The sequence below is a fragment of the Cupriavidus sp. H18C1 genome, from assembly GCF_049311595.1.
Lineage (GTDB): Bacteria > Pseudomonadota > Gammaproteobacteria > Burkholderiales > Burkholderiaceae > Cupriavidus > Cupriavidus cauae.
Window position 1 is genome coordinate 1,177,183 of sequence record NZ_CP186008.1, and the last position, 19,880, is coordinate 1,197,062.

General features: G+C 68.2%; 15 protein-coding genes, 1 tRNA gene and 3 pseudogenes. 13 read left to right on the forward strand and 6 right to left on the reverse strand.

From position 1 onward, the window contains the following. The first annotated feature begins 11 nt into the window (after positions 1-11). The 6 genes from ribD (at position 12) to OJJOAM_RS05635 (ending at position 5,687) form a co-directional block, all read left to right on the forward strand. Entirely contained in the window at positions 12-1,130 is a 1,119-nt protein-coding gene (ribD, locus tag OJJOAM_RS05610; RefSeq protein WP_149317777.1) for a bifunctional diaminohydroxyphosphoribosylaminopyrimidine deaminase/5-amino-6-(5-phosphoribosylamino)uracil reductase RibD, read from the forward strand. Positions 1,131-1,212: 82 nt separating this feature from the next. Continuing rightward, entirely contained in the window at positions 1,213-1,842 is a 630-nt protein-coding gene (locus OJJOAM_RS05615) for a riboflavin synthase (RefSeq protein ID WP_422649145.1), read from the forward strand. Positions 1,843-2,191: 349 nt separating this feature from the next. Next, positions 2,192-3,301, forward strand: a complete 1,110-nt coding sequence (ribBA, locus tag OJJOAM_RS05620) for a bifunctional 3,4-dihydroxy-2-butanone-4-phosphate synthase/GTP cyclohydrolase II (RefSeq protein WP_422649146.1) — start codon at positions 2,192-2,194, stop codon at positions 3,299-3,301. A gap of 68 nt (positions 3,302-3,369) precedes the next feature. Beyond that, a complete protein-coding gene (gene ribH / locus OJJOAM_RS05625; protein ID WP_422649147.1) occupies positions 3,370-3,870 on the forward strand; it encodes a 6,7-dimethyl-8-ribityllumazine synthase in 501 nt (166 codons plus the stop codon). Beyond that, the gene (gene nusB / locus OJJOAM_RS05630) at positions 3,863-4,357 is read left to right on the forward strand and encodes a transcription antitermination factor NusB (RefSeq protein WP_149317773.1); all 495 of its coding nucleotides are present in this window, start codon (positions 3,863-3,865) and stop codon (positions 4,355-4,357) included. The genes ribH and nusB overlap by 8 nt, the downstream gene beginning before the upstream one ends. Before the next feature lie 145 nt (positions 4,358-4,502). Then, positions 4,503-5,687, forward strand: coding sequence for a pyridoxal phosphate-dependent aminotransferase (locus tag OJJOAM_RS05635; protein WP_422649148.1), 1,185 nt, complete (start codon positions 4,503-4,505; stop codon positions 5,685-5,687). A 152-nt stretch (positions 5,688-5,839) separates the two neighbouring features. Here the strand turns inward: OJJOAM_RS05635 and OJJOAM_RS05640 are convergent, their stop codons facing one another. Beyond that, positions 5,840-6,961 carry a transglycosylase SLT domain-containing protein gene (locus OJJOAM_RS05640; RefSeq protein ID WP_422649149.1) on the reverse strand — a complete coding sequence of 374 codons (1,122 nt, stop codon included), beginning with the start codon at positions 6,959-6,961 and terminating at the stop codon, positions 5,840-5,842. 473 nt (positions 6,962-7,434) lie between these two features. After that, the gene (locus OJJOAM_RS05645) at positions 7,435-7,641 is read right to left on the reverse strand and encodes a hypothetical protein (RefSeq protein WP_422649651.1); all 207 of its coding nucleotides are present in this window, start codon (positions 7,639-7,641) and stop codon (positions 7,435-7,437) included. Here OJJOAM_RS05645 and ubiD point away from each other — a divergent pair. The 5 genes and pseudogenes from ubiD to OJJOAM_RS05670 all read left to right on the forward strand — a co-directional run bounded on the left by ubiD (position 7,613) and on the right by OJJOAM_RS05670 (position 14,121). Then, positions 7,613-9,150, forward strand: a pseudogene (gene ubiD, locus OJJOAM_RS05650) (4-hydroxy-3-polyprenylbenzoate decarboxylase). The gene OJJOAM_RS05645 and the pseudogene ubiD sit on opposite strands and share 29 nt — an antisense overlap. 167 nt (positions 9,151-9,317) lie before the next feature. Next, positions 9,318-10,799 carry an NAD-dependent succinate-semialdehyde dehydrogenase gene (locus tag OJJOAM_RS05655; RefSeq protein WP_422649150.1) on the forward strand — a complete coding sequence of 494 codons (1,482 nt, stop codon included), beginning with the start codon at positions 9,318-9,320 and terminating at the stop codon, positions 10,797-10,799. A 112-nt stretch (positions 10,800-10,911) separates the two neighbouring features. Next, positions 10,912-12,966 (forward strand): acetoacetate--CoA ligase, encoded by a 2,055-nt coding sequence (locus OJJOAM_RS05660; protein WP_422649151.1) that lies wholly within the window; start codon positions 10,912-10,914, stop codon positions 12,964-12,966. A 104-nt stretch (positions 12,967-13,070) separates the two neighbouring features. Next, on the forward strand, positions 13,071-14,000 hold the full coding sequence (locus OJJOAM_RS05665) for an aldose epimerase (RefSeq protein ID WP_422649152.1): 930 nt from the start codon (positions 13,071-13,073) through the stop codon (positions 13,998-14,000). Between the two features lie 46 nt (positions 14,001-14,046). Continuing rightward, positions 14,047-14,121 (forward strand) — tRNA-Gly (locus OJJOAM_RS05670). A 153-nt stretch (positions 14,122-14,274) separates the two neighbouring features. Here the strand turns inward: OJJOAM_RS05670 and OJJOAM_RS05675 are convergent. Continuing rightward, positions 14,275-15,600 carry a Fic family protein gene (locus OJJOAM_RS05675; RefSeq protein WP_422649153.1) on the reverse strand — a complete coding sequence of 442 codons (1,326 nt, stop codon included), beginning with the start codon at positions 15,598-15,600 and terminating at the stop codon, positions 14,275-14,277. 336 nt (positions 15,601-15,936) lie between these two features. On the opposite strand from OJJOAM_RS05675, the gene trmB reads away from it, so the two are divergent. Further along, on the forward strand, positions 15,937-16,716 hold the full coding sequence (gene trmB, locus OJJOAM_RS05680; RefSeq protein WP_422649154.1) for a tRNA (guanosine(46)-N7)-methyltransferase TrmB: 780 nt from the start codon (positions 15,937-15,939) through the stop codon (positions 16,714-16,716). 177 nt (positions 16,717-16,893) lie between these two features. On the opposite strand, the gene OJJOAM_RS05685 is transcribed toward trmB, so the two are convergent. The 3 genes and pseudogenes from OJJOAM_RS05685 to OJJOAM_RS05695 all read right to left on the reverse strand — a co-directional run bounded on the left by OJJOAM_RS05685 (position 16,894) and on the right by OJJOAM_RS05695 (position 18,833). Beyond that, positions 16,894-17,775, reverse strand: coding sequence for an undecaprenyl-diphosphate phosphatase (locus OJJOAM_RS05685; RefSeq protein ID WP_174106749.1), 882 nt, complete (start codon positions 17,773-17,775; stop codon positions 16,894-16,896). Positions 17,776-17,960: 185 nt separating this feature from the next. Next, positions 17,961-18,522 (reverse strand): annotated as a pseudogene (locus OJJOAM_RS05690) (DUF1439 domain-containing protein). 20 nt (positions 18,523-18,542) lie between these two features. After that, positions 18,543-18,833, reverse strand: a complete 291-nt coding sequence (locus tag OJJOAM_RS05695) for a YkgJ family cysteine cluster protein (protein ID WP_422649155.1) — start codon at positions 18,831-18,833, stop codon at positions 18,543-18,545. A gap of 160 nt (positions 18,834-18,993) precedes the next feature. On the opposite strand from OJJOAM_RS05695, the pseudogene OJJOAM_RS05700 reads away from it, so the two are divergent. Beyond that, positions 18,994-19,837, forward strand: a pseudogene (locus OJJOAM_RS05700) (TetR/AcrR family transcriptional regulator); the annotation flags it as partial. Between the last annotated feature and the right edge of the window lie 43 nt (positions 19,838-19,880).

The following is a 19,880-nucleotide window of genomic DNA, read 5'->3' on the forward strand; positions in this document are numbered from 1 at the left end:
ACCGCCCACTCATGTTCTCCGAAACCGATCACGCCGCCATGCAGCAGGCCCTCGCGCTCGCCGCGCGCGGCATGTTCATCACCACGCCGAATCCGCGCGTGGGCTGTGTGCTGACCAAGGGCGGCAAGGTGATCGGCGAAGGCTATACGCAGCCCGCGGGCCAGGACCACGCGGAGATCCAGGCGCTGAAGAACGCCGCCGCGCGCGGCATCGATCCCGCCGGCGCGACCGCCTACGTCACGCTGGAGCCGTGCAGCCATTTCGGCCGCACGCCGCCGTGCGCCGATGCGCTGGTGCGCGCCGGCGTCAAGCGCGTGGTCGCGGCGATGGAAGACCCGAATCCCACGGTATCGGGACGGGGCCTGCAGCGGCTGCGCGATGCCGGCATCGACGTGCGCTGCGGCCTGCTGGAGAAGGAGGCGCGCGACCTGAACATCGGCTTCGTCTCGCGCATGACACGCGGGCTGCCGTGGGTCCGCGTCAAGGTCGCGGCCTCGCTCGATGGCGGCACCGCGCTGCATGACGGCACCAGCCAGTGGATCACCGGCCAGGCCGCGCGCGACGACGGGCATGCCTGGCGTGCTCGCGCCTGCGCGATCCTGACCGGCATCGGCACCGTGCGCGACGACGATCCCCAACTGACCGTGCGCGCCATCGACACGCCGCGCCAGCCGCAGCGCGTGCTGATCGACTCGCGCCTGGAGGTGCCGCTGGACGCGCGCATGCTGACGCCTGACACCGGCGAATTCGCCAAGCCCGTGCTGGTGTTCTGTGCGATCGACGATCGCGCGCGCCGCACCGCGCTGGAGGCGCGCGGCGCCGAAGTGGTGGTGCTGCCCAACGCGCACGGCAAGGTCGAGCTGCGCCGCATGCTCGAGGAGCTGGGCCGGCGGGGCATCAACGAGCTGCATGTCGAGGCGGGCTTCAAGCTCAACGGTTCGCTGATCCGCGAAGGCTGCGCAGACGAGCTGCTGGTCTATCTCGCGCCCCGGCTGCTCGGCGACGCGCAGGGCATGTTCAACCTGCCGCCGCTCGCCCGCCTGCAGGACGCGCCGGCCTTCCGCTGGCACGATGTGCGGCAGATCGGCGACGACCTGCGGCTGATCGCGCGCCGCCATCCGGCGGGCTGAACGGCACGTCTCGCTTCGGGCTGCTAGCATGCCGCTTTCCTCTTTGCTTTCCCCTTTGCTTTCCCTCCCTGCTGACCAGACCATGTTTACTGGCATTGTGGCGGCCGTCGGCCGCATCGACTCCGTGACGCCGCTGGGCGACCAGAACACCGACAACGCCGGCGTCCGCCTGCGGATCGACGCCGGGGGCCTGGACCTGTCCGACGTGCAGATCGGCGACAGCATCGCCATCCAGGGCGCCTGCATGACCGTGGTGGCGCTCCAGCCCGGCCGTTTCGACGTCGAGGTTTCGCGCGAGTCGCTGGACAAGACCACCGGCCTTGCGCAGCCCGGCCGCGTCAATCTGGAAAAGGCGCTGCGCCTGGCCGACCGGCTCGGCGGGCATCTGGTGTCCGGCCATGTCGACGGACTCGGCGAAGTCACCCATTTCGCGCCGGTCGGCGAATCGCACGAGCTGCGCGTGCGCGCGCCGCGGGAGCTGGCGCGCTATCTGGCCTACAAGGGCTCGGTGGTCGTCAATGGCGTCTCGCTGACGGTCAACCGCGTGACCGACCAGGCCGACGGCTGCGAATTCTCGATCAATCTGATTCCCCATACGATCGAGGTGACCACGCTGCAGGACCTGCGTCCCGGCGCCAAGGTCAATCTGGAGATCGATCTGATCGCCCGCTATGTGGAGCGGATGCTGAGCGCCGAGGGCAAGCTGGGCTGAACGCCCGCTGGCGGGCCCACGCAGGGCTGCCGCGGCCGGATTGCCCCGTCCATCGGCGGGCCCATCCCCTCGTCCATCTGCTGGCTATCCCGCGGGCCATCCCCGCGGCCATCCCCGCGGCCATCCCCGCGGCCATCCCCCGGGGCCATCCCCCGGGGCCATCCCCGAGGGCCATTCCCGGGCCGGCTCCGACCGGGGGCGCCTCGGGCGAACCCAGCCCCCGGCGCCCCTTGCCCCCGCCCCGCATCGCGTACAATGCCGGGTTAAACCGCGCGCCGCCCCGGCGCGCCGCAGTCGCCTCACGGGCCTCGCCCGGGGCCGCCCCGCCAGACTTTCCTTTGCCTACCTCATGACGATCGCCCCAACCGAAGACATCATTGCCGAGATCCGTGCCGGCCGCATGGTCATCCTGGTCGACGAGGAAGACCGCGAGAACGAGGGGGATCTGGTGCTGGCGGCCGATTTCGTGACGCCGGAGGCGATCAACTTCATGGCCAAGTACGGCCGTGGCCTGATCTGCCTGACGCTGACGCCCGAGCGCTGCCGCCAGCTGGAACTGCATCCGATGGTCAGCCGCAACGGCACCCCGCACGGCACCGCCTTCACGGTGTCGATCGAGGCGGCCGAGGGCGTGACCACCGGTATTTCGGCGGCCGACCGCGCCCGTACCGTGCAGGCAGCCGTCGCGCGCGACGCCAAACCCAGCGATCTGGTCCAGCCGGGCCACATCTTCCCGCTGACCGCCCAGCCCGGCGGCGTGCTGATGCGCGCGGGCCATACCGAAGCGGGCTGCGACCTGGCCGCGCTGGCCGGCGTGACCCCGGCCGCGGTGATCTGCGAAATCATGAAGGACGACGGCACCATGGCGCGCCTGCCGGACCTGATCGAATTCGCCGAGCTGCACGGCCTGAAGATCGGCACCATCGCCGACCTGATCCACTACCGCAGCCGCACCGAATGCATCGTCGACCGCGTCGGCGAGCGCATCATGCAGACCCCGTACGGCACCTTCCGCAGCATCGCCTACCGCGACAAGCCCAGCGGCCACGCCCATCTGGCGCTGATCAAGGGCGACCCGCAGCGCGACCGCGAGACCCTGGTGCGCGTGCACGAGCCGCTGTCGGTGCTGGACCTGCTCGAGGTCTCGCGCACCACCCACTCGTGGACCGTGCCGGCCTCGCTGGAGGCGATCGGCGCGGCCGACAGCGGCGTGATGGTGCTGCTGAACTGCGGCGACAGCGCCGAGCGGCTGTTCGCGCAATTCAGCGCGCTGGACGAGCCGCAGACCCGCGCCCCGCGCAAGCCCGACCTGCGCACCTACGGCATCGGCGCGCAGATCCTGCGCGATGTCGGCGTCGGCAAGATGCGCGTGCTGGCCTCGCCGCGCAAGATGCCCAGCATGACGGGCTACGATCTCGAAGTGACCGGCTACCAGCCGATGAACGGCGACGACGACTGAGCGTCCCCCCCAATACCGGCGGCCAGCCCATCCCGGGCGCGGCCGCCCACCGAACCCTGGAGAACGATATGGATCACGGTTTCTACCCGAGCAACCTCGACGGCGAAGGCCTGCGCATCGGCATCGTGCAGGCGCGTTTCAACGAGCCGGTCTGCGACGAGCTGCGCGAGGCCTGCGTGGCCGAGCTGGAAAAGCTGGGCATCGAAGGCGAAGACACGCTGGTGGTGACGGTGCCCGGCGCACTGGAAGTCCCGCTGGCGCTGCAGAAGATGGCCGAGAGCGGCCAGTTCGATGCGCTGATCGCGCTGGGCGCCGTGGTGCGCGGCGAAACCTACCACTTCGAGCTGGTCTCGAACGAGTCGGGCGCGGGCATCACCCGCGTCGGCCTGGACTTCAACCTGCCGATCGCCAACGGCATCCTGACCGTCGATACCGACGCCCAGGCCCATGCCCGCACCCGCGAGAAGGGCCGCGACTGCGCCCGTGCCGCGGTGGAGATGGCGAACCTGGTGGCGGCGCTCGATTCGCTGCGCGGCCAGGACGACGAGGACGAGGACGACGATGAGTGATGCAGCACAGGGCGGCAAGCCTGCCGCCAAGTCCGGCCGCTCCGACGCCAAGGCGCCGCCCAAGAGCGCGCGCCGCCGTTCGCGCGAACTGGCGCTGCAGGGCCTGTACCAGTGGCTGCTGAACCGCAACGACATTGGCGCGATCCAGGCCCATCTGCACGACGCCCAGGGCTTCAACAAGGCCGACCGCGAGCATTTCGACGCGCTGCTCAACGGCGCCGTGCGCGAGGAAGAGAGGCTGACCGCCGCCTTCTCGCCGTTCCTGGACCGCACCGTCGAGGAGCTGTCGCCGGTCGAGCGCGCGGCGCTGCTGATCGGCAGCTACGAGCTGGTGCACTGCATCGACATCCCGTACAAGGTCGTCATCAACGAGGCCGTCGAGCTGACCAAGACCTTCGGCGGCGTCGAGGGCTACAAGTACGTCAACGGCGTGCTCGACAAGGTTGCCGCGCAGGTGCGCGCCACCGAGGTCGCCGCCCGACGCTGACCGGCGCCCCGCCTCGCGGCATGCGCCGGACCGACACCCGCCCAGGCGGGTGTTTTCATTTCCGGCGATGATCGCGGTGGTGCGCCAAACCGCGCCGCGCCGCGACGGCGCACCGCCCTATTCCACCGATTCCGAGTTACCCGCCATGGACCCACAGCGCCTCGCCACCGCCTCCCGCCTCGCCAATATCCGCGCCTTCCACGTGATGGAGCTGGCCAAACAGGCCGCCGAACTCGAACGTGCCGGCCGGCACATCATCCATATGGGCATCGGCGAGCCCGACTTCACCGCGGCCGAGCCGGTGATCCGGGCGGCGGAAGCGGCCATACGCCGCGGCGTGACGCAATACAGCGGCGCGCTCGGCATTCACGCGCTGCGCGAGGCGATCGCGGGCTACTACAAGACCGCCTACGGGCTCGATATCCCGGCCCGCCGGGTGATCGTCACCGCCGGTGCTTCCGGCGCGCTGCTGCTCGCCTGCGCGGTGCTGGTGGAGATCGGCGCCGAGGTGCTGATGCCGGACCCGAGCTATCCCTGCAACCGGCATTTCGTCGCGGCCTTCGACGGCGTCGCCCGGATGATCCCGAGCGGCCCGGAGGCGCGCTTCCAGCTGACCGCCGACCAGGTGCGCGAACACTGGGGCGATGCCACCCGCGGCGTGCTGCTGGCCTCGCCATCGAACCCGACCGGCACCTCGATCCTGCCCGACGAGCTGGAGCGCATCCTTGCCGAGGTACGCCAGCGCCGGAGCTTTGCCATCGTCGACGAGATCTATCAGGGGCTGTCGTATGACGGCCGGCCGGTGTCGGCGCTGTCGCTCGACGACAATGCCGTCACGGTCAACAGCTTCTCCAAGTACTTCAACATGACGGGCTGGCGGCTGGGCTGGCTGGTGGTGCCGGACGCGCTGGTCGCCGACTTCGAGAAGGTCGCGCAGAACCTGTTCATTTGCGCGTCGGCGGTAGCCCAGCACGCGGCGCTGGCCTGCTTCACGCCCGAGGCGCTGGCGATCTACGACGAGCGCAAGGCCGAATTCCAGCGCCGCCGCGACGCCATCGTGCCCGCGCTCGAAGCGCTGGGCTTTGGCGTGCCGGTCAAGCCCGATGGCGCCTTCTATGTCTACGCCGACTGCCGCGGCGTCCAGCACCCGGCCGCCGGCGATTCGGACCGGCTGACGCAGGCGATGCTGCACGATGCCGGCGTGGTGCTGGTGCCCGGCCTGGACTTCGGCCCGCATACCGCGCGCGAGTACATCCGCATCTCGTACGCGACGTCGATGGCCCACATCGAGGAAGCGATGCGGCGGCTCGGCAAGCTGTTCGGGAAATAGAGAGTGCGATAGGGCAATCGCGACGGCCGGCCATCGAGCCCGCCAAAACAGCCCGCCAAAACGAAAGCGGCGCAGCCTGGTTGGCTGCGCCGCTTTTTTTCGACGGTGCGCGTTCGGCCGTGCGCGGACCAGCCGCGCCGGAATCAGGCCAATCAGGCCTTGCGGGGCGTCTGCGCCGCCTCGAGCTCGAAGGTCTCGGGCTCGGGCGTATGCTCGGCCTGCGTCTTGGTCGACGACGGACCCGGCAGCGACTCGATCACGTCCGGCTTGGCCGCCGGCGCGTTGCCGCGGATGCCCAGCACCTGACGCAGCTTGGCGCGCTCGGCCAGCACCTTGGCGCCGTAGCCGCCATCGGTCGCCGTGGTGGCGCCGACGTAGTACTTCAGGCCGCCCTCGATCGAACCGGCGCGGGCGATGCAGTCCTTCAGCACCAGCGCACCGATCTTGATGTTGGCGTAAGGATTGAGCGCGGCCGCGACGCCGCCGACATGCTCGTACTTGTCCTGGTGGACCTTGGTCATGACCTGCATCAGGCCCTGCGCGCCCACGCCGCTCTCGGCGTACGGATTGAAGCTGGACTCGATCGCGATCACGCCCAGGATCAGCAGCGGATCGATGCCGACCTCGCGGCCGGTCAGATAGGCTGCCTTGACCAGTTGCGCGGTCGCCTGCGCGGCCACGCGGTACTTGCGCGCGATGTACTCGGCCACCGCGGCCTGTTCGCGCGCGCTGGCCAGCGTGCTGCTGTAGCGCGCGTCCAGGGCCACGCGCTGAGCCGGGATACGGGCCGCCAGATGGGCGACCGACGGCACCTTCGACTGGCTGGCATTGGCCCACTCGCCGACGCCCGACACGCTCGGCAGGCCCACGCCCGCCACGGCCGGCACGGCGGCGCCGCCTGCCGGCACCGCTGGCACCTTCACCGCCGGCAGCAGCTTGGCTGCCGCCACGTCGGCCGTGCTGGCATGCACAGGCGCCGACGCGGTCGCCGCCTCCAGCAGGATCGCAGGCGCTTCATTGCCGGCCAGCATGCCGGCCAGCGCGGTGCGCCATTCCTGGCTGACCGACAGCGAAATACCGGCCACCACCGCGATCAGACCCGCGCTGTTCAGCGCGTATTTCAACGTTGCGCGACCGCTGCGCAATGCGCGGCCCGCGACCGGATGCGCGAGACGAACCTGCAGGGCACGCCGCACACCGGGAACCGGTTGCCTGAAGCGGACCTGCAACGCCCGCCCGACACCGGGAAGATGAAGGGTTTTCCAACCACTCATGCTTACCTCCATGCGCCGCCGGCTCCCGGTCCTGCAGGGCATTCGCCCACGCATGACCGTCCACTGGCAACGTAGTCAAGTAAGGATGTCGCACCGCCTTGCAGGGGCGATCGGCATCTGTTGTTGGTGGGCGCTCCCCAAGCGCCCAGCGATTAGCAGAGGAGGCTCTTGGGGTAGCCTGCCCTGCTGCGAAGACTCAAGACGCGCCGGTCATTGCCGGCGGTGATCGGAGGGACCTCCCTTGTAGCGGTCCGCTCTGGTTGATCCAACGTGGTGATCTGCGTTACACCCCTTGACAGGATCGAAAACTTCGTTGTTGCAACGCAGCACACCTTTGAGCAGACGCGATTGTAAAAACCGTTTTATATCCAGTCAAGAATTAAGGAACGCAAAACGATTCCTTTTCGTTATAACGAAACCCCGCTATGGTGGGGTGAAAGAATCACTCAGCTGGCCGCAATCGTAGTGCTGGCCTAGGATGCCCCGCCCTGCTCGTCCGCCTGTCTTTCAAAAAAACTTACAATTTGCCGGTACGCTGTACCGCAAAATTTTTCTTCCGAAGCGGTCAGATATGGACCCTGGTTCACTCCAATCGATACGCCGACGTGCGTGGCGCCCTCGCCGCGCTCCTCGCCCAACCACAAATTCCTGATGCAATACAAAGACTTGCGCGATTTCATCGGTCAACTCGAACAGCAGGGCGAGTTGCGGCGCATCGCGGCGCCGGTGTCGCCCGACCTCGAAATGACCGAGATCTGCGATCGCCTGCTGCGTGCCGAAGGCCCCGCCGTGCTGTTCGAGAAGCCCGCGCGCGCCGCCACGGCAACTGGTGAGGCGATTTTCGACATGCCGGTGCTGGCCAATCTGTTCGGCACACCACGCAGGGTCGCATTGGGCATGGGCGCGGAATCGCTGGCCGATCTGCGCGACATCGGGCGCGTGCTGTCGGCGCTGAAGGAGCCCGAGCCGCCGCGCGGGCTGCGCGAGGCCGGCAAGCTGTTCACGCTGGTCAAGTCGGTCTGGGACATGGCGCCGAAGAAGGTGTCGAGCCCGGCCTGCCAGGAGATCGTCTGGGAAGGCAACGACGTCGACCTGGCGCGCCTGCCGATCCAGAAGTGCTGGCCCGGGGACGCCGCGCCGCTGATCACCTGGGGGGCTGGTCGTGACCAAGGGCCCGTACAAGAAGCGGCAGAACCTCGGCATCTACCGCCAGCAGGTGATCGGCCGCAACCAGGTCATCATGCGCTGGCTGGCGCACCGCGGCGGCGCGCTCGACTTCCGCGAGCACGCGCTGGCCAATCCGGGCAAGCCGTTCCCGATTGCGGTCGCGCTGGGCGCCGATCCGGCCACGATGCTCGGCGCGGTGACGCCGGTGCCCGATACGCTGTCCGAGTACCAGTTCGCCGGCCTGCTGCGCGGCAGCCGTACCGCGCTGGCCGGCTGCCTGACGCCGACGCTGTCCGAGCTGAGCGTGCCGGCCTCGGCCGAGATCGTGCTCGAAGGCCATATCCAGCCCGACCCGACGCATCCGTCCGGCTACCAGCACGCGCTGGAAGGCCCGTTCGGCGACCACACCGGCTACTACAACGAGCAGGACTGGTTCCCGGTCTTCACCATCGACCGCATCACGATGCGGCGCGATCCGATCTATCACTCGACCTACACCGGCAAGCCGCCCGACGAGCCGGCCGTGCTCGGCGTCGCGCTGAACGAGGTGTTCGTGCCGCTGCTGCAGAAGCAGTTCCCCGAGATCACCGACTTCTATCTGCCGCCCGAGGGCTGCAGCTACCGGATGGCGGTGGTGCGCATGAAGAAGCAGTACGCGGGCCACGCCAAGCGGGTGATGTTCGGCGTCTGGAGCTTCCTGCGCCAGTTCATGGAGTACGAAGTTCATCGTGGTGGTCGACGACGATGTCGACGTGCGCGACTGGAAGGAGGTGATCTGGGCGATCACCACGCGGGTCGACCCGACGCGCGATACGGTGCTGGTCGACAACACGCCGATCGACTACCTGGACTTCGCCTCGCCGGTATCGGGGCTCGGCTCGAAGATGGGCATCGACGCCACCGACAAGTGGCCCGGCGAAACCACGCGCGAATGGGGACGTCCGATCCAGATGGACGCCGCGGTCAAGACCCGCGTCGACGGCATGTGGGAGACGCTGTTCGAGCGGCCGGCCGGCGGCTGAGGGCCGAGGGCCGAGGGCTGAGAGCTGCGGGCTGAGGGCCGGGGCTGAGGGCTGGAGAGCTTGAGGGGCCCGGGACCCCATGCGTCCGGCGCGCTCGGGCGGCTCGGACGCGGCCTGCGCCATCCCCCGCTATCATCTGCAACCAGAACCGATTACAGGAGACCACGATGGCCAATGCGCTAGACCGAATCCAGGACCGTGCCCTGGTCCGCAGCCAGTCCTATGTCAACGGCGAATGGGTCGGGGCCGACAACGGCACCACCTTCCCGGTGATCGACCCGGCGAACAACCAGGAACTGCTGCAGGTCGCCAACCTGGGCGCCACCGAAACGGAACGCGCGATCGCCGCCGCCGAGGCCGCCTGGCCCGCCTGGCGCGCGAAGACCGCCAAGGAGCGCGCCAACCTGATGCGCCGCTGGTTCGATCTGCTGATCGCTCATACCGACGACCTGGCCGCGCTGATGACCGCGGAACAGGGCAAGCCGCTGGCCGAATCGAAGGGCGAGGTCGTCTACGGCGCGTCCTTTATCGAGTGGTTCGCCGAGGAAGCCAAGCGCGTCAGCGGCGACGTGCCGGCCTCGACCTGGGCCGACAAGCGCATGGTGGTGCTGAAGCAGCCGATCGGCGTGTGCGCGTCGATCACGCCATGGAACTTCCCGATCGCGATGATCACGCGCAAGTGCGCGCCCGCGCTGGCCGCCGGCTGCACCATCGTGGTCAAGCCGGCCGAGCAGACGCCGTTGTGCGCGCTGGCCATGGCCGAACTGGCGCACCGCGCCGGCATCCCGGCCGGCGTGATCAATATCGTCACCGGCGACGCCGACCAGTCGATCGCGATCGGCAAGACGCTGTGCGCGTCGCCGGTGGTGCGCCATCTGTCCTTCACCGGCTCGACCCCGGTGGGCCGCATCCTGATGGAGCAATGCGCGCCGACGGTCAAGAAGATCGCGCTGGAGCTCGGCGGCCACGCGCCTTTCATCGTGTTCGACGATGCCGATATCGACGCGGCGGTCGAGGGCGCGATCGCGTCCAAGTACCGCAACGCCGGCCAGACCTGCGTCTGCACCAACCGCTTCTATGCGCACGAGTCGATCTACGACGAGTTCGTCGCCAAGCTGGCGCGCCAGGCGGAGGGCCTGCGCGTGGGCAACGGCTTCGACGCCGGCGTGGCCCAGGGTCCGCTGATCGACGACCAGGCGGTGCAGAAGGTGCGCCAGCATATCGACGACGCGACCTCGCGCGGCGCCCGCCTGCTGACCGGCGGCAAGCTGGTGGAAGGCCTGGGCTCGGGCCGCTTCATCGCGCCGACCGTGCTGGCCGACGCCACCCCCGAGATGCTGATCTCGCGCGAGGAGACGTTCGGCCCGGTGGCCGCGGTGTTCAAGTTCCGCGACGAGCAGGAAGCCGTGGCGCTGGCCAACGCCAGCGAGTTCGGCCTCGCCTCGTATTTCTACAGCCGCGATATCGGCCGCGTCTGGCGCGTGGCCGAGCAGCTCGAATACGGCATGGTCGGCATCAACACCGGCCTGATCTCGAACGAGGTGGCGCCGTTCGGCGGCGTCAAGCAGTCGGGCCTGGGCCGCGAGGGCTCGACCTACGGCATCGACGAGTACCTGGAGCTGAAGTACTTGTGCCTCGGCGGCATCTGACCCATCCGACCGCCTCGCGGGCGCCGACGGCGCCCGCCCCCACCCCTTGAGCCATCCCGGTCCCGCGCTGCCATCGGCACGCGGGCGCAAACAACAAGGCAGAGGAGGAGACATGACGACGCTGGAAGAAGGCAAGCTGGTCTGGACGCCGTCGCCCGCGGTGCGCGAGCGCGCGCGGCTGACGGCCTTCATGCGGTGGCTGCGCGAAACGCGCGGCCTCGCGTTCGACGATTACGACAGCCTGTGGCGCTGGTCGGTCACCGACATCGAGGCCTTCTGGGACGCGATCCGCGCCTACTTCGATGTCCGCTTCGACACGCCGGCCCGCCAGGTGCTGGCGCGCCGCGAGATGCCGGGCGCGCGCTGGTTCGAGGGCGCCAGCCTGAACTATGTGCAGCAGGTCTTCCGCCACGGGGGCGAAGGCGCGGCGCGCCAGCGGGCCGCCATCCGCCATGCCGGCGAAGCGCAGCCGCTGGCCGAACTGAGCTGGGACGCGCTGGAGTCGCAGGTCGCGGCATTGGCGCATACGCTGCGTCAGCTGGGTGTCGGTCGCGGCGACCGCGTCGCGGGCTATCTGCCCAATATTCCGCAGACCATCGTCGCCTTCCTCGCCACCGCCAGCGTCGGTGCGGTCTGGTCCGGCTGCGCGCCGGACATGGGACAGGTTGCGGTGACCGACCGCTTCCGCCAGATCGAACCGAAGGTGCTGATCGCCGTGGACGGCTACCGCTACGGCGGCAAGACCTACGACCGCGCGCCGGTGGTGGCGCAGCTGGTGGATGCACTGCCGTCGCTGAAGGACCTGATCGTGGTGCCGTTGCTGGGAACGCCGTACGAGGCGCTGGAAACTTCGCTGGAACCTGCACGGACAACCGCCCCGGGCAAAGCGAGCGCGCTGCGCCGCCATCGCTGGCAGGACGCGCTGGCGCACGACGTGCCGCTGCAGATCGACAGCGTGCCGTTCGACCATCCGCTGTGGATCGTCTATTCGTCGGGCACCACCGGCATGCCCAAACCCATCGTGCACGGCCACGGCGGCATCGTGATCGAGCAGCTCAAGCTGATGGCGTTCCACAACGACCTCGGCCCGGACGATGTCTTCCACTGGTACAGCAGCAGCGGCTGGATCATGTGGAATGCGCAGGTGGCCGGGCTGCTGCTCGGCAGCACCATCGCGATCTATGACGGCAATCCGGCCTGGCCCGACGCCGGCGTGCTGTGGCGCTTTGCGGAAGCCGCCGGCATCACGGTCTTCGGCGCCGGCGCGGCGTTCTTCACCGGCGGCATCAAGGCCGGCGTGGTGCCGTCGCGCGAGGCCGACCTGAGCCGCCTGCGCGGCATCGGCTCGACCGGCTCGCCGCTGCCCGCCGAGGCCTACGACTGGATCTACCGCAACGTGCGCGACGATATCTGGCTGGCGCCGATGTCCGGCGGCACCGACTTCGCGGGCTCCTTCGTCGCCGGCTGTCCGCTGCTGCCGGTCTACGCCGGCGAGATGCAGTGCCGCTGCCTCGGCGCCAAGGTCGAGGCCTTCGACGAGGCCGGCCAGGCGAGGATCGACGAGGTCGGCGAACTGGTCTGCACCGAGCCGATGCCTTCGATGCCGCTCTATCTGTGGGGCGACACCGACGGCAAGCGCTACCGCGACAGCTATTTCGATACCTACCCCGGCGTCTGGCGCCACGGCGACTGGATCAAGATCACCGCGCGCGGCGGCGCCATCATCTACGGCCGCTCGGACGCCACCATCAACCGGCACGGCATTCGCATGGGGACCAGCGAGCTGTACCGCGTGGTCGAGGAACTGCCCGAGGTGCTCGACAGCATGGTGGTGGACCTCGAATATCTGGGCCGCGACTCGTATATGCCGCTGTTCGTCGTGCTGCGCGAAGGCATCGCGCTCGACGACAGGCTGGTCGACACGATCCGCGCGCGCATCCGCGAGGCGCTGTCGTCGCGGCACGTGCCCAACGCGATCCTGCAGGTACCGGGCATTCCGCGCACGCTGTCGGGCAAGAAGATGGAGGTGCCGATCAAGAAGCTGCTGCTCGGCCACGATCCGGACAAGATCGCCAATCGCGATGCGATGGCCAATCCGGATACGCTGGACTGGTACTTCGATTACGCGCGGCGTTATCTGCGCGAGGCCAGCGCGGCGACGGCATAGTGCATCGAGGACGGGCGGGTCATGCCGCGCCTTACCGCGCGCCTTGCCGCGCCTTGCCGTGCCGGTATCATGCGGCATCGCCCCGCCAGTCTTCTGTCACCACCATGCCGAGTTATCCGACGTTTCGCTTCCAGGACCAGGACCTGATCCGCATCGGCGACGAGCACAACGCCCTGCTGCTCGCGCCCTGGGCCGGCGGCCGCCTGGTGCGCTGGATCCATCGCGGCATCGACGTCCTGTACTGGCCCGACGACGCCGACTGGTCGCGCCCGGCGAAGGTCCGTGGCGGCAATCCGCTGCTGTTTCCCTTCATCGGCCGCCATTTCGTCGACGGCCAACCGGGCCAATGGCGCGATCGCAACGGCGTGGTCCGTGCCATGCCGCAGCATGGCTTCGCACGCGACCTGCCGTTCGAGATCGCCGCGTGCGATCCGGCGCGTTCGATCACGATGGCGTTGACCGATTCGGACGCGACCCGCGACGCCTATCCGTTTTCGTTCCGCTTTGAAGCGAGCTACCGGCTGTTGGAGGACGGACTCGAGGTCGCGTTGGCGGTGCGCAATACCGGCAGCGAGCCGCTGCCCTTCTATGCGGGACACCACTTCTATTTCGCCGTGCCGCACGCCATGCGGAGCCGGTGCCGGCTGACGATGCCGCCGGCCGAACGGCTGCGCCAGCGCGCGGATGGCAGCCTGACGGCGACAGAGCCCGGCGAAGCGGTCTACGCGCTCGACGACCCGCGCTTGCAGGACACCTTCCACCGCTTGCATGCGCCCGTTGCCGGAACGTGCGAGCTGGCGATTCCATCGGGCGACGGCAGCGGCACGGGCCGCACGATCCGCATCGATCTCGAGGCCAACCGTGGGGCCGTCCCCTGGCAGGCCATCACGACCTGGAGCGAACGCGACGATTCGGACTTCTATTGCGTCGAGCCGTGGCTGGCCCTGCCCGATGCGATTCATCGGCCGGGAGAAACGCGATGGGTCGCGCCCGGCGACAGCACCGAAGCCGTTTGCCGGCTGCTTCCGTCCTAGCCGCCTTGCGCGCGCAGCCGGATCGCGCATAAAATGGCCGCCTCACGCGGGCGTCGTATAATGGCTATTACCTTAGCTTCCCAAGCTAAAGACGTGGGTTCGATTCCCATCGCCCGCTCCACCCTCCCCTGCAGTCCCTCCCCTGGTCCGATCCGGAAAGCGCTGTCCGTAAGCATGCGAACGGTCAAGGCCGCGCTCGTCTTGCGCCAGTGCGCGCTTGCCCTTCCTGAAGGCTTCCAGTGGCGCGACAGCGCAACGTTGGCGCCTTGATTCGCTACTGAGGCCGGCCTGCCGCAATCCATTGCTCGACCTGTCGCAACGTGAGGCGATACCGCGCGCAGTTGTGAAGGTCGAGCGTGCGCAGTTCCGCGGCAAGCAAGGGGCGGAAGACATCGACCTGTTCGTCTGGCAGCGACATGGCGGCGATCGCTTCTTCACAGGTCTGGCGGTCCCGCACCACGCGCCCGATCGCTTCGTTCAGCGCTTCGCGAAACTGGAGCCGCACAGGGTCGGGAACACCCATCGCTTCCAGCGTGACGGCGTATTTGCGGATCGAACGCCGATAGGCCCACTCGAAGAGATCGACGGCCAACGCCACGTTGCGGTGCTCATAGACGCCCATCATTGCCAACGCGTAGTCCTGCACCTCGATGTCCAGGAACGACAGCGGCGCGCAGTTGTACAGCATCAAGGGGATGTTGGCCGACAGCCGGCTGGTGCGCTTGTTGCCGTCTTCGAATGGCTGGAGGTACGCGAGATTGACCCAAAGGAAGAATGACGCTTCGACCGGGTTCTTCACGCTGCGCGCCTTTTCCACGATGTGCCTCAGCATCTCTTCCAGCAGGTCGGGCACCTGGGTCGGTATGTACGTCGTGTCGCTGATGTTGACGACCTTGCGTCTAATGCCGCCAAGCCCGCTGGCATCGAGCAACAGATCGCGCATCAGAATGGCGTGCAGATTTCTGACCAGCACGGTGGTCAGCCCGTACTCGGGCACAGCATCGACCAGAAACTCGATCGCGGCCTTGTGATTGAGCAGCATGACGGCATCCAGGTCGCCGCCCGCCGTGCCGCTCTTGAACAATTGTTCCGTGGCCAGCAGCGAATAGCGGTTGCCTTCCAGGCGCGAGGACGACCAGGACAGATCGATCAGCAACGGTTCCAGCACCTGGCGCGCGTACGTTCCGGCGGGCTGCTGGCCTTGCATGCGGCCCTGCTCGGCCAGCGATGCGGCGAGCAATGGCGGCAGCAGCGAACTGACATTCGGCACATAGTCGTCGACGAAGGCCCGCTGATAAGTGACCGGCTCGCGGGTACCCAGCGGGCGCAGCACCCGTTTGCGCACTCCCCTGCTTTCCTCTGTCCAGGCCGGGCCATCGCTGGGGGCCTGATGTGCAGTGGTCGGCGACGGCTCAGATACGCCCGGCGCGAGTCGATAACGCGTCGCCCGGGCTCGACCGTCCTTCAATACCGCGCCGCTGCGGACCAGGTCGTCAAGGTGGCGCCTGACGGTCGAACCGCTTGCTCCTACCTCTGCGGCCAGCACGGGGGGAACTCGCCCATGGTTGGCCGGTTTGTCCATGTCGCCGTAGCGCGGCACGGATGTCGTCCTTCAGCGGCATTGACTCTCCCGATCTGCTCGAATCGCGTCATATTAGCTCGAATCCGCTCAATATCGGAGGAATCGCGTCAAATCGCGTCGTATCCGCTCATGGATCGGGCGTTGTTTGCCTGAAAGCGCCCATATCGTCACAACAGGTGGCGACCCGCGGCGCGGCCCGAATGGGGAGGCACTGCGCTAGAATACGCGCTTGCCGCTGGCCGCCCGGCTCCACCAGGCACCGGCCACTGGCCCACGGAACCCATCATTCTCTGGCCGCCCCTCCGACACCGCGTCGTTCCGAACGGTGAATCGCCCGGCGGCCTTTTTGTTGCCATGTTTCCCGACGATCCCATCCCGACCGAGGCCACCGTGCCCGACGACGAGCCGGCCGGCACGGCTGGCGATCCCGCCGCCAACGTCGCCCATCCCCGCCGCATCCGCTCCTTCGTGCGCCGGGCCGGGCGGACCTCGACCGGCCAGCAGCGCGCCATCGACGAGCTCGGCCCCCGCTTCGTGCTGCCCTACACCGGCCAGCCGCTGGATTGGCAGGCCGCGTTCGGGCGCGCGGCGCCATCGATCCTGGAGATCGGCTTCGGCATGGGGGAGACGACGGCGCATATCGCGCAGTTGCGGCCGCAGGACAACTTCCTCGGTTGCGAGGTGCACGAGCCCGGCGTGGGCGCGCTGCTCAAGCTGATCGGCGAACGGGGCATCGACAATATCCGCATCCTGCAGCACGACGCGGTCGAAGTGGTCGCCCACATGCTGACCGAGGAAAGCCTGGATGGGGTGCACATCTTCTTCCCCGATCCCTGGCACAAGAAGCGCCACAACAAGCGCCGGCTGGTGCAGCCGCCGCTGGTCAAGCTGCTGGCCAGCCGGCTCAGGTCCGGCGGCTATCTGCACTGTGCGACCGACTGGGAGGAATACGCGCACCAGATGGTCGAGGTGCTGTCGGGCGAGCCGACGCTGGCCAATACCTCGGACGCGCCCGGCGGCTTCGCGGAGCGGCCGGATTACCGGCCGGTGACCAAGTTCGAGCGGCGCGGGCTGCGGCTCGGACACGGTGTGTGGGACGTGGTGTTCCGCAAGCGGGGGATGAGAGGAAGCTGAGCGCTTCGGGAAGCTGGCGGTATTCCCGCTCTTCTCTCAGGTGGAGAGGGCCGGGGGAGAGCGAGGCGGTCTCAAACCGCCCCGGCGTCTCTGCCCTGCCCCTCTGCCCTGCGCCTCTTCCGGCCCCTCCCCGGCAAGCGGGAGAGGAAAGCAAACCTCCGACGGACCTGCGCCGGATCAACCGTGCCAGGCCACGATGCCGAGCTGCGCCGTCGCCAGCACCAGCACGCCGAACACGATCCGATACCAGGCAAACGGCTTGAAGTCGTGCGTCGCGACGAATCGCAGCAGCCAGCGCACGCACAGGAAGGCCGACAGGAAGGCAAACACGAAGCCGATCGCGAACACGCCGATGTCGTCGGCCGACAGCAGGTTGCGCGCCTTGTACAGTTCGTAGACGCTGGCGCCGAAGATCACCGGAATCGCCAGGAAAAACGAGAACTCCGTCGCCACCTGGCGCGACAGTCCGAACAGCATGCCGCCGATGATGGTGGCGCCCGAGCGCGAGGTGCCCGGCACCAGCGCGAAACACTGCGCGATGCCGACCTTCAGCGCGTCGCGCCAGTTCATGTCGTCGACCGATTCGATGCGCGGCGCACTGGCCTTGGCCGCTTCCAGCAGCGCATTGCCCTGCGGATGCGAGACCTGCCCGCGCCGGCTCTCGCGCCATTCGGCCAGCAGGATCACCAGCCCGCCGACGATGAACGCGGTCGCCACCGTGATCGGGTTGAACAGATAGGCCTTGATCCAGGGGCCGAGCAGGAAAGCCAGCGCGATCGCCGGCACCGTGGCGATGATCACGTTCATCGCGAAACGCTGCGCGCGCGGCTCGGTGGCGAGCCCGCCGACCACGTCGACGATGCGCCGACGGAATTCCCAGCACACGGCCAGGATCGCGCCGAACTGGATCACGATCTCGAAGATCTTGCCCTTCTCGTCGTTGAAGTTCAGCAGCTCGCCAGCCAGGATCAGGTGCCCGGTGCTGGAGATCGGGAGAAACTCGGTCAGTCCTTCGACGATGCCGAGGATCAGGGCTTTGAGGGCGATGGCAATATCCATGCGAGTGCGGACGATTGGAGCGATTCAGGGACAAGGCGCCCGCCGGCCGGCGCATTGGCGCAGCCACACGAGCACGCGTAATTAGCGAATAGCGTTGATACCGGGGGACGACCCAGGGCGGCACGACCATGCCGCCCCGCGAAGGCCGGGCGAACGCCGGCCTCGCCATGAATGGTTCTGCGCTGCTACGGACGATTGATCTTGACGTTGATGCCGTCCGGCAGCACGGTGATTGTACCGGGCTCGACACGCGTGCCCCCGAACTTGAGCTCGTCGGGCTTGAACGTATAGAGCGGATAGTCCTGCAGCAGCTGCTCGGCCAGAATGCCGCCGAGTGCGTTCAACTGGCGCGAGTACTGCTGCGGCAATCCGGCCACGTCGAACTGCTTGACCTCGGGGTCCTGCAGCACCAGCGAACGCGTCGTCGGGTCGTAGCGCAACGCGCTGTCCAGCGCGAACCGTCCCTTCATCGCCTCGCGGAAGAACAGCCGGTTGTCCAGCGTGGCGTCGAACGTGATGCTGACGCGATTGCGCTGCGGATCGAGCAGCAGCTGCGGGTTGGCCAGCTGGATGTCGAATAGCTGCATGTAGCGCTGGCTGAACGGGAACTTGCGCTCGAGCGCCCGCCTGCAGCTGGCTCTGCGAGAAGGTGTATTCATTGCCGACCCAGCCGCAGCCGGCCAGCCAGACTGTCAGGGCGGCGGTGCCGCAGGCCGCCAGCCAGCGCCGGCGAGAAATCGTGGCCATCCACAGGTCTCCAGGTTCGGTCAGGCGCCGCGGGCCGATGCCGGCGCGGTCGCGACCTCAAGTTGCGTCAGCCAGTGCAGCGCCGCCTCGCGCGATTCGCCGCACATCTCGGCCGACGGCCGCAGGCCGCCGCAGAAGGCGGGCCGCTCGGGGCGGCCGAACACCGCGCAGCGCATATCGGGCAGCAGCTGCACGCACGGCACGCCGGCCGGCTTGCCGTGCGGCATGCCCGGCAGCGGCGAGGCGATCGACGGCGCGATACAGCAAGCGCCGCAACCGGCACGGCAGGAAACGTCAGACTGACAGGACATCGCAATGGTTCAGAACGGCTTGGGCGCGGCCTGGCCGGGAGCGCCAAAGCCGCCATTGTGCACCACCGCACCGCGCTGGCCTGTGTTCCCGCCCACATCCCGGCACCGCGCTTGACCGCTCCCCGGGGCGCACACTACATTACTGACCCATCGGTTATTTATTTCGCCGCCCGTCCTGGCGCGGCGCTCTCCTGCAGTGAATCCACCCCAAGTCCCACGCCTCGATGCCCGCGTTGGCCCCAACGAAGGTGCCAACGAAGGTGCAAACGACAGCGCCCCCGAAGCGCGGCGCTGGTCGCGCCGCAAGTCCGCCCGCCCGCAGGAGCTGGTGGCGGCCGCGCTCGAACTCTTCGTCGAGCGCGGCTACGCGGCCACGCGGCTGGAGGACGTCGCCGCGGCGGCCGGGGTGTCGAAGGGCACGGTCTATCTGTACTTCGCCAACAAGAAGGAACTGTTCAAGACCGTGGTGCGCGAGAACCTGGTGCCGGCGCTGGTGCGCGGCACCGATCTGGTCGACAGCTACGAGGGTTCGACCCCGGAGTTGCTGCGCGAACTGCTGCGCGGCTGGTGGGGCCTGATCGGCGCCACGCCGGTGGCGGGCCTGACCAAGCTGATCATGGCCGAATCGGCCAATTTCCCCGATATCGCGCGCTTCTACCACGAGGAAGTGATGGTGCCCGGCGACGAGCTGTTCGCGCGCGTGCTGGCGCGCGGCGTCGCCCGCGGGGGAGTTCCGCGCGCTGCCGGCCAATCCGACCACCACGCTGATCTGCGCTCCGCTGGTGTTCCTGATGCTGTGGCAGCGCGCGTTCCGCATCGGCTCGGACGTCGACATCGATCCCGAGGCGTTTCTGGACAACCTGCTGCAGGTGCTGCTGTTCGGCCTGACCGCCGGGGCCGCGCGCGATACCCCGCTGCCGCCGCAGGCCGGCCCCTACGTCTGGGAACAGATCCGCGACGAGATGCAGCAGCAAGCCCGCTTGCAGGGCGACGCGCCCGCCGATGGCTCGCCGTCCATCACGGTACATGGCAGCGCACGTACCACCG

Excerpts from the sequence above, each read along its gene's own strand:
- ribD (WP_149317777.1), top strand. The coding sequence starts at position 12 with ATGTTCTCCGAAACCGATCACGCCGCCATGCAGCAGGCCCTCGCGCTC.
- OJJOAM_RS05615 (WP_422649145.1), top strand. The coding sequence starts at position 1,213 with ATGTTTACTGGCATTGTGGCGGCCGTCGGCCGCATCGACTCCGTGACG.
- ribBA (WP_422649146.1), top strand. The coding sequence starts at position 2,192 with ATGACGATCGCCCCAACCGAAGACATCATTGCCGAGATCCGTGCCGGC.
- ribH (WP_422649147.1), top strand. The coding sequence starts at position 3,370 with ATGGATCACGGTTTCTACCCGAGCAACCTCGACGGCGAAGGCCTGCGC.
- nusB (WP_149317773.1), top strand. The coding sequence starts at position 3,863 with ATGAGTGATGCAGCACAGGGCGGCAAGCCTGCCGCCAAGTCCGGCCGC.
- OJJOAM_RS05635 (WP_422649148.1), top strand. The coding sequence starts at position 4,503 with ATGGACCCACAGCGCCTCGCCACCGCCTCCCGCCTCGCCAATATCCGC.
- OJJOAM_RS05640 (WP_422649149.1), bottom strand. The coding sequence starts at position 6,961 with ATGAGTGGTTGGAAAACCCTTCATCTTCCCGGTGTCGGGCGGGCGTTG.
- OJJOAM_RS05645 (WP_422649651.1), bottom strand. The coding sequence starts at position 7,641 with ATGAAATCGCGCAAGTCTTTGTATTGCATCAGGAATTTGTGGTTGGGC.
- OJJOAM_RS05655 (WP_422649150.1), top strand. The coding sequence starts at position 9,318 with ATGGCCAATGCGCTAGACCGAATCCAGGACCGTGCCCTGGTCCGCAGC.
- OJJOAM_RS05660 (WP_422649151.1), top strand. The coding sequence starts at position 10,912 with ATGACGACGCTGGAAGAAGGCAAGCTGGTCTGGACGCCGTCGCCCGCG.
- OJJOAM_RS05665 (WP_422649152.1), top strand. The coding sequence starts at position 13,071 with ATGCCGAGTTATCCGACGTTTCGCTTCCAGGACCAGGACCTGATCCGC.
- trmB (WP_422649154.1), top strand. The coding sequence starts at position 15,937 with ATGTTTCCCGACGATCCCATCCCGACCGAGGCCACCGTGCCCGACGAC.
- OJJOAM_RS05685 (WP_174106749.1), bottom strand. The coding sequence starts at position 17,775 with ATGGATATTGCCATCGCCCTCAAAGCCCTGATCCTCGGCATCGTCGAA.
- OJJOAM_RS05695 (WP_422649155.1), bottom strand. The coding sequence starts at position 18,833 with ATGTCCTGTCAGTCTGACGTTTCCTGCCGTGCCGGTTGCGGCGCTTGC.